16 protein-coding genes are annotated in these 18,282 nt (G+C 52.8%); 2 read left to right on the forward strand and 14 right to left on the reverse strand.

Annotation, left to right across the window (positions count from 1 at the left end; all coding sequences use genetic code 11):
* Positions 1-28: 28 nt before the first annotated feature.
* The 6 genes from ilvB to ilvN all read right to left on the reverse strand — a co-directional run bounded on the left by ilvB (position 29) and on the right by ilvN (position 6,180).
* Positions 29-1,693 carry a biosynthetic-type acetolactate synthase large subunit gene (gene ilvB / locus SELR_RS08350; RefSeq protein WP_014424783.1) on the reverse strand — a complete coding sequence of 555 codons (1,665 nt, stop codon included), beginning with the start codon at positions 1,691-1,693 and terminating at the stop codon, positions 29-31.
* Between the two features lie 2 nt (positions 1,694-1,695).
* Entirely contained in the window at positions 1,696-2,763 is a 1,068-nt protein-coding gene (leuB, locus tag SELR_RS08355; protein ID WP_014424784.1) for a 3-isopropylmalate dehydrogenase, read from the reverse strand.
* A 12-nt stretch (positions 2,764-2,775) separates the two neighbouring features.
* Positions 2,776-3,264 (reverse strand): 3-isopropylmalate dehydratase small subunit, encoded by a 489-nt coding sequence (locus SELR_RS08360; RefSeq protein ID WP_014424785.1) that lies wholly within the window; start codon positions 3,262-3,264, stop codon positions 2,776-2,778.
* A gap of 1 nt (position 3,265) precedes the next feature.
* Positions 3,266-4,528, reverse strand: a complete 1,263-nt coding sequence (leuC, locus tag SELR_RS08365) for a 3-isopropylmalate dehydratase large subunit (RefSeq protein WP_014424786.1) — start codon at positions 4,526-4,528, stop codon at positions 3,266-3,268.
* 124 nt (positions 4,529-4,652) lie between these two features.
* Positions 4,653-5,669, reverse strand: coding sequence for a ketol-acid reductoisomerase (gene ilvC / locus SELR_RS08370; RefSeq protein ID WP_014424787.1), 1,017 nt, complete (start codon positions 5,667-5,669; stop codon positions 4,653-4,655).
* Entirely contained in the window at positions 5,650-6,180 is a 531-nt protein-coding gene (gene ilvN, locus SELR_RS08375) for an acetolactate synthase small subunit (RefSeq protein WP_014424788.1), read from the reverse strand. The genes ilvC and ilvN overlap by 20 nt, the downstream gene beginning before the upstream one ends.
* Positions 6,181-6,555: 375 nt before the next feature.
* On the opposite strand from ilvN, the gene mutY reads away from it, so the two are divergent.
* Complete coding sequence (mutY, locus tag SELR_RS08380) at positions 6,556-7,659, forward strand: A/G-specific adenine glycosylase (protein ID WP_014424789.1); 1,104 nt, start codon at positions 6,556-6,558, stop codon at positions 7,657-7,659.
* 99 nt (positions 7,660-7,758) lie between these two features.
* Positions 7,759-9,801: a methyl-accepting chemotaxis protein gene (locus tag SELR_RS19375; RefSeq protein WP_014424790.1), complete on the forward strand. Its 2,043-nt coding sequence runs from the start codon at positions 7,759-7,761 to the stop codon at positions 9,799-9,801.
* Between the two features lie 59 nt (positions 9,802-9,860).
* Here SELR_RS19375 and SELR_RS08390 read toward each other — a convergent pair whose 3' ends face one another.
* From SELR_RS08390 to SELR_RS19455, 8 genes are all read right to left on the reverse strand, one after another.
* Positions 9,861-10,751, reverse strand: coding sequence for a LysR family transcriptional regulator (locus SELR_RS08390; RefSeq protein WP_014424791.1), 891 nt, complete (start codon positions 10,749-10,751; stop codon positions 9,861-9,863).
* Positions 10,752-10,847: 96 nt separating this feature from the next.
* Complete coding sequence (gene radA / locus SELR_RS08395; protein WP_014424792.1) at positions 10,848-12,236, reverse strand: DNA repair protein RadA; 1,389 nt, start codon at positions 12,234-12,236, stop codon at positions 10,848-10,850.
* 172 nt (positions 12,237-12,408) lie between these two features.
* Positions 12,409-14,907, reverse strand: a complete 2,499-nt coding sequence (locus tag SELR_RS08400) for an ATP-dependent Clp protease ATP-binding subunit (protein WP_014424794.1) — start codon at positions 14,905-14,907, stop codon at positions 12,409-12,411.
* Between the two features lie 2 nt (positions 14,908-14,909).
* Complete coding sequence (locus SELR_RS08405) at positions 14,910-15,989, reverse strand: ATP--guanido phosphotransferase (protein WP_014424795.1); 1,080 nt, start codon at positions 15,987-15,989, stop codon at positions 14,910-14,912.
* A complete protein-coding gene (locus tag SELR_RS08410; protein WP_014424796.1) occupies positions 15,982-16,542 on the reverse strand; it encodes a UvrB/UvrC motif-containing protein in 561 nt (186 codons plus the stop codon). The genes SELR_RS08405 and SELR_RS08410 overlap by 8 nt, the downstream gene beginning before the upstream one ends.
* A 12-nt stretch (positions 16,543-16,554) precedes the next feature.
* Positions 16,555-17,007, reverse strand: coding sequence for a CtsR family transcriptional regulator (locus SELR_RS08415; RefSeq protein WP_014424797.1), 453 nt, complete (start codon positions 17,005-17,007; stop codon positions 16,555-16,557).
* A 230-nt stretch (positions 17,008-17,237) separates the two neighbouring features.
* The gene (locus SELR_RS08420) at positions 17,238-17,519 is read right to left on the reverse strand and encodes a hypothetical protein (RefSeq protein WP_014424798.1); all 282 of its coding nucleotides are present in this window, start codon (positions 17,517-17,519) and stop codon (positions 17,238-17,240) included.
* Positions 17,520-17,594: 75 nt separating this feature from the next.
* A complete protein-coding gene (locus SELR_RS19455; RefSeq protein ID WP_331386703.1) occupies positions 17,595-18,194 on the reverse strand; it encodes a peptidoglycan recognition protein family protein in 600 nt (199 codons plus the stop codon).
* Positions 18,195-18,282 lie beyond the last annotated feature (88 nt).

Below are 18,282 nucleotides of genomic sequence, written 5' to 3' on the forward strand. Positions count from 1 at the left end.
CCAACAAGGATTCCCTTTATTATTTCGCTTATTTGAATTCCACGAACTCATCAATGCGGGCGCCGCCCTTGATCATGGGTTCTACAAAGCTGCGCCATACATTGAGGACAATCACGCGGGGATGGTCCTGATCAGCCAAGGCACGATTCAGCGCCTCAGCAAATTCCTCCTGGGTGGAGACGGTCTCCGCCTTGATACCGAAACTGCCGGCATAGGCAGCATAATCCATCTGATAGTCAAATTCGCAGGCAATGTAACGTTCCTTGTACATAACCTTCTGCAGCTGGCGGATCATGCCCAGGCTGGTGTTGTTGACAATCAGGGAAATCACCGGCAGATTCAGGCGGGCGATGGTATAGAACTCATTGCCCGTCATCTTGATGCCACCATCCCCGGCCACATGGATCACCCGGCGGCTATCGCCATAGTACATCTGGGCCCCCATGGCCGCAGGCAGGCCAAAGCCCATGGTGCCCAGGCCGCCGGAAGTCAGCCATGTCCTGGGCTCCTCAATGCGCAGATGCAGAGCCGCCCACATCTGATGCTGGCCTACATCCGTGGCAAAGGCATAGGGCTTCCCCTTGGTATTCTGCGCCACCTGATGCAGGGCCCAGGGCACCGTCAGGCGATTGACGTGGTAGTCATAGTCATAAGTCTCTTTCCAGGACTGAATCTGCTGCCACCATTCATCAATATTTCCCACAGCCTCCTGCTTCATCAGCAGGCCCAGAATCACTTTCATATCGCCGGCCAGCCCCAGGCTGTTGCCGATATTCTTATCGATTTCCGCAGGGTCAATGTCAATATGGATGAATTTCGTATCCTGGGTATACTTCTTGACATTGCCCGTCTGGCGGTCACCGAAACGGCTGCCAATGGCGATAATCAAATCAGCGGCGGCAATGGCATGGTTGGCGGCCTTCTCTCCGTGCATGCCCGCAAAACCCAAGGACTGCGGGTGTTCCCGCGGGATGGCCCCCAAGCCCATCAAAGTATGGGCTACAGGCAGATTGTATTTCTCCACAAAGGCCGTAACCTCAGCCGTGGCTCCTGCTGATACGACGCCGCCCCCCACGATGACCACAGGACGCTGGGCCTTGACGATTTCCCGGGCTGCCTCCGCGGCACAGATCAGGAAATCCGCATCCGGCTTGCCCACTTTTTTCGTGCAGGCAGGTACTTCCTCCCAAGCTACTTCCTGGAAGAACAAATCCCTGGGCACATCCACCAGCACGGGCCCGGGACGGCCTTTCTTCGCCAAGGTGAAGGCTTCACGGATGGTACTGAGCAGATGGCGGGCATCCTTGATTTTATAGTTATGCTTGGTGATGGGCATGGTCACATCGAGGATGTCCGTTTCCTGGAAGGCATCCCGCCCTAAAAGCGTCGTATCCACCTGCCCTGTGATGGCCACCACAGGAATGGAATCCATAAAGGCCGTGGCCAGTCCCGTAACCAGGTTCGTGGCCCCCGGGCCGGAGGTAGCGATGCAGACCCCCACTTTTCCCGAAGCACGGGCATAGCCGTCAGCGGCGTGAGCGGCATTCTGCTCGTGAGTGACCAAGACCTGCTTTATCTCCTTGCTATCATATAAAGCGTCGTATAAAGGCAGAATCATCCCCCCGGGATAGCCAAACACCGTATCGACGCCCTGTTCTCTTAAACATGCAACGACTGCCTGTGCTCCGTTCATATTTACACCCTCTCGCTGATGATTTTGGTGATTTCGCTGGTATTGACCTTCGTAAAGCCTTCCTTCCAAAGGTCCGGCGTGCGGTAGCCCTCACCCAGGGCTTTGTCCACAGCCGCCTCAATGGCATCGGCTGCCGCCTCTTCATGCAGGGAATATCTGAGCAGCATGGCCGCCGACAGGATCGTACCGATGGGATTGGCAATGCCCTGCCCCGCAATATCTGGCGCACTGCCATGAATCGGCTCATAAAGGCTCGTGCATTCGCCGATGGATGCGGACGGCAGCATACCAATGGAGCCGCCTACCACAGCCGCCTCGTCCGAAAGGATATCCCCGAAGAGATTGCCCGTGACGATAACGTCAAACTGCGTGGGGTTTACTGCAATCTGCATGGCACAGTTATCCACATAGAGATTGTTGCACTCCACTTCGGGATAGTTTTCTGCCACCTTGGCTACGGTGCGGCGCCAGAGACGGGACGTGGCCAGCACATTTGACTTGTCAACGGAAGTCACCTTGCCCCGGCGGAGTTTCGCCGTTTCAAAGGCCAGGTTTGCTATGCGCTCCACCTCGGGTACGGAGTAATTTTCCAGATCCCAGGCACGTTCCGCGCCGTTATGCTGTTCGGACTCGCATTTCTCGCCGAAATAGATGCCGCCGATCAGCTCACGGACGATAACGAGATCCACGCCTTTGACCAGTTCCGGCTTCAACGGAGAATACTCCACCAGAGCATCGGCAACCTTTACTGGGCGCAGGTTGGCATAAAGCCCCAGGGCCTTGCGCAAACCTAAAATAGCCTTTTCCGGACGCTTAGCCGGATCTACCTTGTCCCATTTATCGCCGCCCACAGCGCCAAACAACACGCCATCTGCTGCCTTGCAGGCATCGATGGTCTCCTGGGGCAGCGGCGTGCCGAATTTGTCATAGGCCGTGCCGCCGGCATCATGGTAGTCAAATTCCAAGCCCAGATTGAACTTCTTATCCGCCGCTTTCAGGACTTCCACGGCGGAATCCGTGATTTCCTGGCCAATGCCGTCACCGGGAATAACTGTAATCTTATATGCCATAAGGTACCACTCTTATCCTTTCCGTTTGATATATTCAATCAGACCGCCAGCTTCCGCAATCTCCTGCACAAAGCCCGGCAAGGGATGGGCATGGAACACATCGCCGGTGGTCAGGTTCTTGATTTCGCCGGTGGTCACATCCACCTGCAGTTTGTCATCGGCATGAATCTTTTCCACATCATCGCCGATTTCCAGCAGGGGCAAGCCGATATTGATGCCGTTGCGATAGAAAATCCGCGCAAAGCTGGCGGCAATGACCACGGGGATGCCTGAAGCCTTGATGGCTACCGGTGCATGTTCACGGGAGGAACCGCAGCCAAAGTTGCGGCCGCCCACCATAATATCGCCTTCCTGCACATTGGGGGCAAAGCTTTCGTCAATGTCCACCATACAGTGGCTGGCCAGCTCTTTTGGATCAAAGGTATTAAGATATCTTGCGGGGATGATAACATCGGTGTCGATATTGTCCCCATAGCGCCAAACTTTTCCTTCGAGCTTCATATTACTGTACCTCCTCTGCCGTGGCAATCCGGCCTAAAATGGCACTTGCCGCCGCCACATGGGGGCCAGCCAAGTAAACTTCACTATCCACATGGCCCATGCGGCCACGGAAATTGCGGTTGGTGGTAGAAACGCATTTCTCCCCTGCCGCCATGATGCCCATATAACCGCCCAGGCACGGGCCGCAGGTGGGCGTGGACACGGCGCAGTCCGCATCGATAAAGGTATCGATATAGCCACGCTTTATGGCTTCCTTGTAGACTGCCGGGCTGCCCGGAATCACAATGCAGCGCACGCCGTCTGCCACTTTATGGCCCTTGAAAATTTCTGCCGCAATCTGCAGATCTTCCAGACGTCCATTAGTGCAGGAACCGATGATAACCTGCTGGATGGCGATGGGTTCTTCGATATCCTCCACCGCTTTCGTATTGCCCGGCAGATGAGGAAACGCCACCACAGGCTTCAAAGTTGACAGGTCAATCTTGACCGTCTGACAGTAAACCGCATCTTCATCGGCAGCCACCGGTTCAAAGGGCTTCTTGACCCTGTCTTTGACATATTCCGCCGTCACTTCGTCATAGGGGAAGATACCAGCCTTGCCGCCTGCTTCGATGGCCATATTGGAAATGGTCAGGCGGTCCGTCATAGTCAACGATTTGACGCCTTCCCCGGCAAATTCCAAAGATTTATAAAGGGCGCCATCTACGCCAATCATGCCAATCAAAGTCAAAATGACATCCTTGCCGCTGATATCCTTGGCCTTTTGACCAGTCAGTTCCACCTTGATGGCCTGCGGCACCTTGAACCAGGCTTCGCCGGTGGCCATAGCGGCACCCAGATCCGTGGAGCCTACCCCCGTGGCAAAGCCATTGACAGCACCATAGGTACAGGTATGGGAATCGGCCCCGATGGTCAGCATGCCCGGTGCCACAATGCCCTGTTCCGGCAGGATCACGTGCTCAATGCCCACGCGGCCCTGCTCGAAGTAATGGACAATCTTATGTTTGACGGCAAAGTCACGAACAATCTTGGCCAGTTCTGCAGATTTGATATCCTTGGCAGGCTGGAAATGATCCGGCACCAAAGCAATCTTCTCGTTATCAAAGACCGGGCGGCCAATGCTCTCAAAAATCTTGATGGATGGCGGGGCCGTAATATCGTTGGCCAGCACCATATCCAGTTTACAGGTCACCAGCTGGCCCGCTTCCACATGGTCCAGGCCGGCGTGTTTGGCGAGAATCTTCTCGCTCATCGTCATACCCATGCTCTCACTCTCCTATATTATAAGAAAAGCCCTCCCGATAGGTGGAAGGGGAAGGCTTCTCACTACTGTTTAATTAAAACATTCGACTTAAATGGATATATTCCTGCTTTTCAGGAGTTTCATATCAGTCTTTGGACAGATCATCTGCACCTCTGAGCCAGGGCATCATGTTGCGGAGGTCTTTACCAACCTTCTCAATCTGATGTTCAGCATGGAGGCGGCGCTGAGCCATGAAGTTTGCACGGCCAGCTGCACGGTTTTCCAGCAGCCAGTTGCGAGCAAAGGTACCATCCTGGATTTCTTTCAGGACTTTCTTCATTTCCTTCTTCGTTTCTTCCGTGATGATGCGCGGGCCTACCATGTAGTCGCCGTATTCAGCCGTATCGGAGATGGATTTGCGCATCTTCGTGAAGCCGCCTTCATAGCAGAGGTCAACGATGAGTTTCATCTCATGGAAGCATTCGAAGTATGCCATTTCGGGCGGATAACCTGCTTCAACGAGAACTTCGAAACCGGTCTGCATCAGCTGGCAGACACCGCCGCAGAGGACAGCCTGCTCACCGAAGAGGTCTTCTTCCGTTTCATCGCGGAAGGTGGTCTGCAGAACACCGGAACGGGTAGCGCCAAGGCCTTTGGCATAAGCCAGGGCAATATCGAAGCACTTGCCGGAAGCATCCTGATGAACAGCGAACACAGCGGGAACGCCGGAACCTTCCGTATAAGTACGGCGAACGAGGTGGCCGGGGCCTTTCGGAGCAACCATGAAGATATCCACATCAGCAGGAGGAACGATCTGCTGGTAATGGATGTTGAAGCCATGAGCGAAAGCCAGAGCACTGCCGGATTTCAGATTCGGGGCAATCTCATTCTTGTAGACATCGGACTGCTTCTCGTCCGGAATCAGGATCATGGTGATATCTGCTTCTTTTACAGCATCAGCAACGTTTTTGACCGTCAGGCCATGTTCTTCGGCAACTTTCTTGGACTTGGAACCTTCATAGAGTCCGACTACAACGTCAACGCCGCTCTCCTTGAGGTTCAGGGCATGGGCATGGCCCTGGCTGCCGTAACCAATGATGGCAACCTTCTTGCCATTCAGAACTTCCCAATTGACATCCTGATCATAATAAGTTTTTGCCATAGTACTCTCTCTCCTCACAATGTTCATAAATAGTATGCTCACCGCGTTCCAACGCAATAAGACCCGTGCGAATGACCTCGGCGATGCCATAAGGCTTGACGAGATTCAAAAATGCCGTCACCTTATCATCGCTGCCCGTCAGCTCGAAGATCAGCGTGGAGGAATCCACATCCACCACATGAGCCCGAAAAAGTTCGGCCATCTTCAAGATATCCAGGCGGCTCGTGTCACTAGCCTTGACCTTTATCAGCGTAAGTCCCCGGCAGACTGCATTCTTCTCATCCAAACGCTGTACGGCCTGCACCACCGGCATCTTCTCCAGCTGCTTGATAATCTGCTCAATGAGATCCTCATCGCCATGAATCACCACCGTGATGCGCGAATACCCCTCTTTCTCCGTCACACCTACCGCGAGACTGTCGATATTGAATTCGCGTCTGGAAAACATACTTACAACCCGGACCAGCACACCAGTCTGATTTTCCACAAACACAGACAAGACATGTTTCATCCTGCAATCCCCCTCTGGAATCGTACATCACACGCAAACATCATAACACAAACTCCGTGCACATTCAACATGTAACGTTGTAAATATGTATACATTATTGCGCGAATAAACATTTTTGTCAACAGGATTTTGTAACTTTTCTTGCTTTATTTACAGATTTTTTGTATATAATTCCACTCTTAGCATACACACCCCCTTATATTTCGTGCACGGATTGCACTTTTGTCCATTTTGGAGGATTAAAAAGTTTTTCTTGTTACTTTTTTGTGAAAATTATTTCGAATCAATTCAACTTGCAGTTTTTCCGCCAAATATGATACAATTTATCCTCAATAAATTTCAATTCCAATAAATTTAACCAGAAAGGATTTTACCTTGCGAGCAACGATAAATCTTCTTCATACAGAACTGATTCCTGACCTGCTGGCCATCCTGCCGGACTGGTACCGGGGACAGGCAGACCAGCGGGAACTGCCCTGGCGCAACTGCCCTACGCCCTATCATACCTGGCTGTCGGAAATCATGCTGCAGCAGACACGGGCCAGTGCCGTGATTCCTTATTATGAACGCTTTCTTGCCAGCCTGCCGGATATAGCGGCGCTGGCTGCCTGTGATGATGAAAGGCTCATGAAGCTTTGGCAGGGCTTGGGCTATTATTCCCGGGCCCGCAATCTCAAAAAGGCCGCCATCCTCATCTGTCAGGAATACGGCGGCCAGCTGCCGCAGGATTTCACATCACTCCTGAACCTTCCCGGCATCGGCCGCTATACCGCCAGCGCCATCGGCTCCATTGCCTTTGGCCAGCCCTGGCCCGCCGTCGATGGCAATGTGCTGCGGGTCCTGTCCCGGGTATTGGCGTCAACAGCCGATATTGCCGCACCAGCCACCAAAAAAGCCATGGAAAATACCCTGGCGCCCCACTATCCCAGCGGTACGACTGCTGGTGAGCTCAATCAGGCCTTCATGGACCTGGGTGCCACCATCTGCCTGCCGCATGGCATGCCTCATTGCGCTTGCTGTCCTCTCGCCAGGATTTGTCTGGCGCATGCCGAGGGCCTGGAACTGGAGCTTCCTCAAAAGAGCTCCGCCCGCCAGCGCCGGCAGGAAAAACATACCATCCTGCTTCTCAGGCAGGGAGATACCATTGCGCTGCATCAGCGCCCCGCCAAAGGGTTGCTGGCAGGCCTCTGGGAATTTCCCAACCTGCCGGGCAAACTCCGGAAAGACGAAGTCATCCGCTGGCTGGCAGAACATGATTTAGAGGCAGAAAAGTTGCAGATACTTCCCCCCGCCAAACATATCTTTTCTCATATCGAATGGCAGCTTTCCAGCTGGCTGGTAGAAGTTGCTCCCGCTACGGGGCTGACCGTCAGGGATAACCATCTGCCTTTTGTCTGGGCAAATTCGCAGGAAATTGCAGAGCACTATAGCCTGCCTTCTGCTTTTCAATACTATTCTCCATATATTCATAAGAAATAAGCTCAAAGCAGCAGGAATTTCATTTGCAAACGCGAATACAAAAATAAAGAGTTTATACAGATGTGGGATACTGATAGAACTTTTGAGAGGTGTTTGCATATGTTCAAATTTTTCGATGCGCCCCAACGAGCTGAAGCCGCTGCGCCGGCACCAGTCCCTACGGCAGCCACAGAACTGACCGATATAAAAACTGCTTATCTATCCAAGAGCGAGCTGACCGCCCTGCGATTGAAAGATCTGGCAGATGTAGCACAAGGCGCCGCCATGATCGTCGGTTTCGTTTCCCCTGATCTGGATGTACCGGAAGTTGCCCGGCTGATTAAAGCTGAGATTCCCTCCAGTACAAAATTGCTGCTGATGACCACATCGGGTGAGCTCTGCCGTCCGCAGGGCAGCCATACACTATATTGCGAAGCACCAGAGCATCGAGGCAAAGTCCTTTTGCAAGCCTTCTCCAATCGCATGATTGAGAACACCTACACCATGCATATCCCCCTGCCGGATGCAGACCTGCGCAGCGGCAATGTGGATATGACGGTCAATGACCGCGTAAAGGCCATCCAGAGGGAAATCGAGCGGCATACACCGCCTTTCCGTCTCAGCATCGGCCATTGCTTTGCCATGGTCTACATCGATGGTGTTTCCAGTTGTGAAACCTTCGTTTCCGAAGCCATGTTTGCCTCGGGCAAGTTCCCCATCCCCTTTATTGGTGGCAGTTCTGCTGGCAACCTGGATTTCGCCCATACTTATATCTATGACGACAACACCTGTCTGGAAAATCATGCGGTAATCATCCTTGTGCGTTTGCATAAAGAATACCGTTACGGCATTTTCAAGTCTCAGGCCGTTGAACGTACTGACAGCTCCGTAATCATCGGCTCAGCCAACAGCGCCCTGCGCTATGTGGAAACCGTCGAAGGCCCTGAAGGAGAAGTTCCCATCATCGATGCTCTCAAACGTTATTTTCACGTGGAAACCACCGCTGAAGTACAGGCCAGGATGCAGGATTATACCTTTGCCACCGATGTCAACGGCGAAGACTTCATCCGCACTTTGTCGGGCTTTGATGAGGCTAATAACCGTATCAACTTCTTCTGCGATGTGGTTACCGGCGAGCGGCTTTACCTGATGAAGCGTATTTCCCTGGATCAATCTTTGTCCCGTGACCTGCGCAAATACAATCAGAATAAGCCTCAGCCTATAGGCGGCATCTTAAACGACTGTATCCTGCGCCGCTTAGGCTATCCGGATGAAATCAAGCATATCGATGAATTCAAGGATATTCCTGTTGCCGGTTTCTCTAGCTTCGGTGAAATCGCCGGCCTGCATGTCAACGAAACCCTGACTGCCATCTTCTTCTACCATGTACCGACAGGTACCATTTTCGCCGATGAATACATCGATAATTTTGCCAAAATCTATGCCAACTGCAATGCGTTCTTCTATAACCGCATCATCGATCGGCAGAAACACACGGACAAGCTCAAGGACAACCTCATCAGCATGTTCCAGGATTATCAGTCCAAGATGCCGGATATCGTCAAGACCATTATGCGGATGTCTCAGGACGTAGATCAGATCCAGGCTGCCATCCAACAGCTTTCCGGCGGCATCGACGAACAGAACGGCCTGTTCAACCAGCTTACGGACAGGAATCGGGAAATCACCCCGAAACTGGATATGCTCTCCCAGAGCACCCAGAAAATCGACGATGTCATGAAGATGATCAACGAGATTGCGGCCCAGACCAACCTGCTGGCCCTCAATGCGGCTATCGAGGCCGCCCGGGCTGGAGAAGCAGGACGTGGCTTCTCCGTTGTCGCTCAGGAAGTACGCAAGCTGGCAGAAAACACCCAGACCAATCTGCACGTCTCTGACGAAGCCATCAGTTCCCTGCTCCATGACGTAAACGAAATCGACAAGATCCTCGTGGACAACAAGGACTTTGAACAGCAAATCAATGAATTTGACGAAAACTTCTCTAAGCAGATGAAGGCGCTGCATAAAAGCCTCAACGAAGGCATCGCGCATATCCAGAAATCCACCCAGTCCATTAAGGCTCTTGAAGCTATCAATGACCGTACGAGTTTGGAAATGGAAAAACTCACCACGATCATCCACAATATTGAAATGGGAATCTAAACTATTAAAAAACAGCCTGACCAGCAATCTGGTCAGGCTGTTTTATTATGGATATTACATTACGAAGTGAAATTCTTTTCGGCATAATCCTTGATAAACTCAATAAATTGAGTATCTCCAGCAGACAGGCCCTTATAGGTTCCCCAATTGAGTGCAATCTGCACCTTGAGCGCCGGTTTCAATGACCGGCGTACAAAAATCTTTTCCGAACGGGTAACAAAATCTGGCAAAATGGATATCCCCATGCCGTTAGCCACCAATTGCTTGATCGTTTTGACCTGCGTCGTACACAGGGTTATCTTCGGCACAAAACCTGCCTTGTGGCATTGTTCATAGACAGCCTTATACTGATACGTATTGGGATGCTGCATGATGAATTTCTCATTTTTCAGCTGAGAAAAAAGTATTTCCTTCTCGGCTGCCAGCTTGTGCTGAGGCGGAATACAGATACTCATGTAATCCCGCATGATGATCAGTTCATTTTCTCTGGCATTTCCAGGCTCTCCCAGGACAATCCCAAAATCCAGTTCACCGAGCTCAATGCGTTTGCGCACCTCTTCAGAATCATTGAACTCCTGCACATCCAGATTGACGTCGGTGAATATCTGCTTGAACTTGGTGAACAGATCCGGAAATAAATAAGCCTCCACCATGGGGGGAATCCCGAAATGAATGGTCTCACGCTTATCCTGACGATAGCGCTCCATATCCTTCAGCGCCACGGCTGCAGCCTTCATGATATGTTTGGCATGAAACAGGAAAGCCTGTCCTTCTTCCGTCAAATGTACCTGCTTCTGCCGCCGGTCAATAAGCAGCAGCCCCAACTCTGCTTCCAATGCCTTTATCGCTTTCGTAACAGAAGGCTGCGAAACATGCAGTGCCTCCGCCGTGCGGGTAAAATTCTTCAACTCGCTGATTGCACAAAAATACTCTAACTGCCGAAATTCCATAAACCGTGCCCCCATACGTAAAATTTCAGTTCTATATCCCATCTGCTTGTCTATTCTCTATGCAGAAGCAACGTTATAATCCATTATACTACATTTTTAATTTCTGGGCATGGCTAATTTCAACGCATCACCGATGGTTTCCGCACCATAAAGCTTGATTCCTTTTACCTCACCGGTCAGCTGGCGATAATTCTTCATGGGCAGCACCACATGTTCAAAACCTAAACGCTTGGCCTCATTGATGCGTACATCTGCCTGACCTACGGCCCGGACTTCGCCGGACAGCCCCACTTCGCCGAAGACAATGGTCTTGGGCCGGATCTGCCGGTTGGCAAAGCTCGAAGCCATGGCTACGCAGATGCCTAAGTCGGCGGCAGGTTCATCAATCTTGATGCCGCCTGCGACCTTGACATAGACATCACAGGCACCGACCTGCAGATGCACGCGTTTTTCGAGCACCGCTAGCAATAGCTGAATCCGCTTGATATCCACAGAATCAGCCGTGCGCCTTGGCGGCACATAGGGAGTAGGTGCAACCAGGGCCTGCAGTTCCACGAGCAGGGGCCGTGTGCCTTCCACTGTAGGAATGATGACCGTACCGCTATCCCCCTCCCTGTCGGACAGGAATAATTTGGACGCATCCGGCACATCCACGAGCCCCACATCACGCATCTCAAAGAGCCCTAGCTCATTGGTGCTGCCGAAGCGGTTCTTGACCGCCCGCAGCACCCGGTATTCGGCATTGCGCTCTCCTTCGAAATAAAGCACGGTATCCACGATATGTTCCAACACACGGGGACCGGCTAAGTTGCCCTCTTTGGTCACATGGCCAATCACAAACGCCGCAATGCCCCGGCCCTTGGCAATGCGCAGGATGTCCACAGCACATTCCCGCACCTGGGATACGCTGCCCGGCGCGCTTTGCACTTCTGGCTTGAAGACGGTCTGGATAGAGTCGATAACCAGCAGATCCGGCTTGGTATTTTCAATATGCGCTTCGATGGTCTCCATATTGGTCTCGCTGACCACATAGAGCCTATCCGCAATGGCCTTGAGCCGGTCACCGCGCATCCGCACCTGCCGGGTGCTTTCCTCGCCTGTCACATAGAGCACACTGCGGCCCGCACGGGCCACATCCGCGCAAACGCGCAAGGTCAGGCTGGACTTACCCACACCGGGATCACCCACGATCAGCACCATAGAACCGGGAATCACGCCGCCGCCCAGCACCCGGTCCAGCTCTCCTGAACCCGTACCAAAACGCGGCAAGTCTTCAATTGCTACCTCACCAATGGGCTGCGGCTTCTGTGCATCCGACAAGCCCAACCGCAGGCCGCCGCTGCCGGAACTGCCGCCCGTTTCCGGCGCTACTACCTCTTCCACCATGGTATTCCAGGCCCCACAGCCCGGACATTTCCCGAGCCACTTGGGCACTTCATAGCCGCAATCCTGACAGACAAAGACTGTCTTTTTCTTTTTGGCCAATAATATCCATCCCTTCGGTTCAAAAACTTCAAAGAAGAGCAGGTAATCCTGCTCTTCTCGTTATATCTTCTTTTTTACGATCCGTATAATACTCCGCCCCAGCCAGACGATGGCCCAGAAAAAATTCACGACGAAGTTCCAAAGCCGCCCGCTAGTATCCTGCGGAGTGAGTTTATTGCGGGACATGTTCCAGCTCCTTGCGCTTTACAGACCGCTTGGCTTTTTTCGTGAATTCCAATTCATTGCCGCTCTTGCGCACAACGATGGTATCGCCGGCCTTGAACTTGCCTGCCAGCAGCATCTCGGCAATCTCGTCTTCCACATGCTTCTGGATGGCACGCTTCAACGGACGGGCACCGAATTTGAAATCCGTGCCTTCATCCACCAGCTTATTGCGCGCCGAGGGGCTGATTTCCAACCGGATATCCTTTTCCTGCAGACGCTGTTTCACATCCTGCAACAAAATATCCACAATTTTCGCCAGCTCCGGACGTCCCAAGGGATGGAAGATCAGCTGCTCATCCACGCGGTTCAAAAACTCCGGTTTGAAGATATGCTTCACAGCTTCAAGCACACGCTTCTCAGCGGCTTTTTCCGCGGCTTCCTCCTCGTCCCCATTGCCCACGGCAAAGCCCATGGAGCTTTTGGCCTTCTTCAAGAGATTCGAACCGGCATTGGAAGTCATGATGATCACGCTGTTGCGGAAATCCACCGTACGCCCCTGGCCATCGGTCAGGCGGCCATCGTCCAAAACCTGCAGCAGGATATTGAACACATCGGGATGGGCTTTTTCGATTTCATCCAGCAAGATAATCGAATAAGGCTTGCGACGTACCGCATCGGTCAGCTGGCCGCCTTCCTGATAGCCCACATAGCCCGGAGGGGCTCCCACCATGCGGGAAACGGTGTGTTTTTCCATATACTCGCTCATATCGAAGCGGATAATGGCTTCTTCCGAACCGAACAGCGCATCAGCCAAAGTGCGGGCCAGCTCGGTCTTGCCCACACCGGTAGGCCCCAGGAACAGGAAGGACCCAATGGGCCGTTTGGGATCCTTGAGTCCCGAACGGGCACGGCGGATAGCCTTGGCCACAGCCTTTACGGCATCGGTCTGACCAATGACACGCTTGCCAAGGATCTTTTCCAATTTCAGCAGACGCGCTGATTCAGAAGCCGCAATCTGGCTCACGGGAATACCTGTCCATTGCGAAGTCACGGCAGCAATATCCTCAGCCGTTACCGTGATATGATTCTGCCCCTTCTTCGACCAATCCTTGCGGGTTTCATCCAGCTCTTCCTTGATCTTCAAGGCTTTATCCCGGATATTGGCCGCCTTCTCATAATCCTGGGCCGTGATGGCAGCTTCCTTCTCAATCAGCAGCTGCTGCAGCCGATCGCGCAGTTCCTGCAATCTGGCAGTTGACCCCACCTGGCTCATGCGCACCTTGGAGGCCGCTTCGTCCATCAGGTCAATGGCCTTGTCCGGCAGGAACCTGTCACTGATATAGCGATGGGACAGCCGCACGGCGGCTTTGACCGCCTCGTCCTCAATGGTGGCATGATGGAATTCTTCATACTTGCTGCGCAGCCCAAAAAGGATCTTCTCCGCATCCTCTGCATCCGGTTCCTCCACCATAATGGGCTGGAAACGGCGGGACAGGGCTGCGTCCTTTTCCAGATACTTCTTATACTCATCCAGTGTTGTGGCACCGATGATCTGGATCTCACCCCGGGACAGGGCCGGTTTCAGGATATTGGCAGCATCCAAGGCACCTTCTCCAGCACCGGCACCGACTAAGGTATGCATTTCATCGATAAAGAGGATGATATTGCCCGCCTGCTGGATTTCTTCGATCACGCCCTTCAGGCGTTCTTCGAATTCCCCGCGGTATTTGGCCCCAGCTACCAGCGAAGCCATGGACAGAGAAATAACTTTCTTATCCTGCAGCATATAGGGCACCATGCCATCCACGATGCGCTGGGCCAGTCCTTCGGCAATGGCCGTCTTGCCTACGCCCGGCTCGCCCAGGAGCACGGGATTATTTTTCGTACGGCGGGAAAGGATCTGAATCACCCGCTGGATTTCCGTTTTCCGGCCAATCACCGGGTCCATCTGCTCTTCCCGCGCCATCTTGTTGAGGTCACGGCCGTATTTTTTGAGTAACGGCGTGCCCTCCCGCTGATGACGGCCATGCCTGTGTTCCGGCAGAGGGCCGTCGCCTTCGGGATGCTGCCCATCAATGCGGTCCATGACTTCATCCTGCAAGGCATCCGGGTCGATGCCCATCAGTTCAAAAACTTCCACGGCTGCGCCTTCGGTCTCTTCCAGCAGGCTCAGCAGGATGTGTTCCGTGCCAATATAATTATGCCCCAGGTTCTGGGCTTCTTCATAGGCCCCTTCCATCACCCGCTTGGCTCTGGGTGTGTAATAGGGATTGTCCCCGGGATATTCCGCCTCCCGGGAAGCTATGCGCTGCACCTGGGCCACGACTTTCTCAAAGCTCATGCCCAAAGCCCCCATAGCCCTTGCTGCCAGGCCTTCCCGCTCATGGAGAAGCCCCAGCAATATATGTTCCGTGCCAATATAGTCCTGTGCCAGATCCCTTGCCGCATATTGGGCAAATTCAATGGCTTTGATGGCCATATTGGTAAAATGATTGCGATAATCCATAATCATTCCTCCAGGCGTACATGATGCTGCTCCATCAGCCGCCTCATATGCTGCGCCCGCAGCCGGTCGATTTCCGTCTTGGACAGGTTCTCGTTGGCCGCCAGATTCTGCAAGAAGCTGGTACGGCTGCTCAGCAGCAGCTGTCCATAACATTCCGGCGCCAGACCGCGGATCAATTTCAAATCCATTCCCAACCGCAGGCGGGACAGCAGTTCCAATGCTTCCTTTTCCGATAGCAAGCGAGCGTAAGACAACGTACCAAATGCCCGCCAGACTTCATCTTCCAGCCGTTCCTTCATGTAGAGAGCCAATGCCTTGCGGGCCCGGCGTTCATGGGCCACGATCTCCGTCACAGCTCCGCGCAGGTTATCGATCAGCTCCTGCTCGGAATAGCCCAAAGTCAGCTGATTGGCAATCTGGAACAGGCAGCCGGGCTGCTCCTTCTCATCGCCGAACAACGGCCGTACAGCCAAACCTAATTGCGGTGAGATATTGATGATATTGCTGACATTGCGGGTAAAGACGAGGCCCGGCAGATGCAGCAGGACACTGGCCCGCAGCCCCGTGCCTAAATTCGTGGGACTGGATGTCAGATAGCCCATCTTCTCGTCAAAGGCAATATCCAGCTTGCTCTCCAACAGATCATCCATGGCAAAGGCCATCTTGAGCGGTTTCGCCAGATCCAGACCTGTGGTCACACACTGGATGCGGATATGGTCTTCTTCATTGACCATCACGCTGGCATTCTGGCTTTTGCCTAAGAATACCGCCCGATGCTGGGGATTGCGCAGCAGATTCTCGCTGATCAGCTGTTTCTCCCGCAAGACTTCCCGCTGCAGGTGGGAAAGCTTTTCCATCTGTACGCAGGCCAGTTCCTCACCAGTTACCTGCGAAAGCTCCGGCATCACCGCAGCCAGACGGTCTTCCACCAGCTTGAGTTCTGACAGGCTGGCCCGATTGGGGAAGGGCAGATCCCGCAGATTCCGGGAAAGCAGGATGCGGCTGGCCAGCACCACATCACCATCGGCCTCCGCCGGTTTCAGCCAGCAAAGGCTGCTGTCCTGCAATAACTGTTCAAGCATTCTTCCTGCCCCCTTCCTTGGCGGCCAGTTCCTGTTTCATGGCCCGCACCTTGTCGCGCAGCTCTGCGGCCTTTTCATATTCTTCCTTCTCCACGCAGGCCTTCAACTCCTGCTGCAGAAGAACAATGTTTTGTTTGAGTTCCAAGGTTCCGCCGCTGCGATGAGGAATCTTGCCCCGATGCACACTGGAACCATGGATACGCCTGAGCATCGGCTCCAGCTGCTGACGGAAGGTTGCATAACAGGCAGCACAGCCGATCTTGCCCTGCTGGCTGAAATCCCGATAGCTCATGCCGCACCGGGGACAGATCTGTTCCCCAGCCTCATTGGTTTCCTTATTTTCATTTTCTACAGCTGCACCATTGGTACTATTGAAAATCCCCCGCAGAAAATCATCCACGGATACATGCCGCTTGTCCGGATGTGGCACATTCACAAATTCACTATAACCAGCGGCGCAGGATTCGCAGAGGTTCTTCTCCACCCGGCCATCAGGGCCAATCTGGGTGATATGCACCACTGCCTCATGGCGGCCGCAATCATCACATAACATATCTATTCCCCCTTACGAGAAATTTTCCAACGTCAGCAGCATGGTCTTGAGCATCCGCACCCGTTCCTTGTCGGTAATACTTTCCGACTGAAAGATGGATACCACGAACTGCATCATCAGCGATGCTTCCCGGGCCGTTACCATCTCATGCTGCAAAAGGTATTTGATCATGGACTGCACCACCGGCAATTCCGTATCTGGCTTGATAGCCGCCAGCATATCCTCATAGACCATGTTCTTGACCGGCACCTGCACGATGCGGATAAAGCCGCCCAAGCCACGGCGGGACTCCACCACAAACCCCTTATCCTGAGTAAAACGGGTGGACAGTACATAACTGATCTGGGAAGGTGCACAGGAAATCTCGTCGGCGATATCCGTGCGCCGCAATTCCACCTTGCCATCTTGCTGAGTGGCCAGCTGCCGTAAAATATAGGCTTCAATCAAATCGGCAATATTGCTCACTTTCATCACCTTCTATAAATTCAATTACAATTGACCATTTGACTTTTACTCTATTATATTTGTTTTTTTGACTTTTGGCAAGAAAAAATAGAAGCGCATCTGCGCTCCTACTCTTTCTTGCTATCATTTTTTACCCGTGCTGCCGCGTACTGGAATACTGGAGGTATATAAAATTAAGCCCCGACGCTCGTAAGAGTATCGGGGCCTTATGTATTCCTATCTAATTACCGTTACAACTTCTCGGCGGCCGCTTTTTCAAGCACTAATTTTAGCACATACATTCCAACGTTAAGCGTTACCGGAATAACCGCCGCGTCGCGAATCTTACACCAACCGGTTTCGGTTGCAGCATCTTTTTTGCATTTCTCATTGATGCTGTCAACAGCCTTCTGGGCAAAATCCGTGCCTTCAGCCCCAAGCCACGTCACAAAATCGGCTTTCATGTTCTTGCTAACAGCATCCACCTTTAATGCGTCCTCGATAGAATCGCGAATCTGTACCCATTTACTCATGTTAATTCCTCCTCAATGTGTTTTTACTTAATTTGACTCATATCTGACTCAATAACGTTTCGTTATTGAGCTTGATTACGAATAAAGACCTGCGCGATCGTTGATAACGAACACTCTCAGCATATCGAGCGATAGATCGAGACTTTCTCCGTTGCCCTGCAGCAACCCTTTGCCAATCATTTTTTCGACCGTCGGTTTCGCCCAATCAGGAACAGCATCGACCGTATTGAACCGTTCGGCGCCACGGCCCGCCTGCTTGCTGTCGTCCTGCTCCTGCGGCGCCTCAGACATATCTTCGATACCGTGCGACTGGTTGTAGTAAAAGATTGCTTTACCTACGATCGTACCATCATCAAGCAGCGCTTGCAGGTTATCGCCTGGGCAATCCGTGGACATGAGTTCGCCGTGACCGACAATGTGTGCACGATCAAACGGGATGCCGTACCGTTCGCAAATATCGGCCACCAGCGCTCCGCAGCGGTCAATCTGTTCTGCGGTTGGTTCGACTGCAGAGAAATCGCCGGACAGGTGGATGCCAATCGTGTGACTATTTTCCCCATACGCATGGGAGCCTATAGCCCATTCAGGCCGTCCACGTTCGATGGTGCCGTCCTTGCGGATCACGTAATGGTAGCCGATACCAGCCCAACCGTTGCCGAGATGCCAGCCGTGAATCTACTCTGCGCTGGCATCCATGTCTGGCGAGCCTGTGTGATGAATCACAATCATGTCCGTATAGCTGCGCTCAGAAAGGCTCGTGAAT

It is taken from the genome of Selenomonas ruminantium subsp. lactilytica TAM6421 (assembly GCF_000284095.1).
Lineage (GTDB): Bacteria > Bacillota > Negativicutes > Selenomonadales > Selenomonadaceae > Selenomonas_A > Selenomonas_A lactilytica.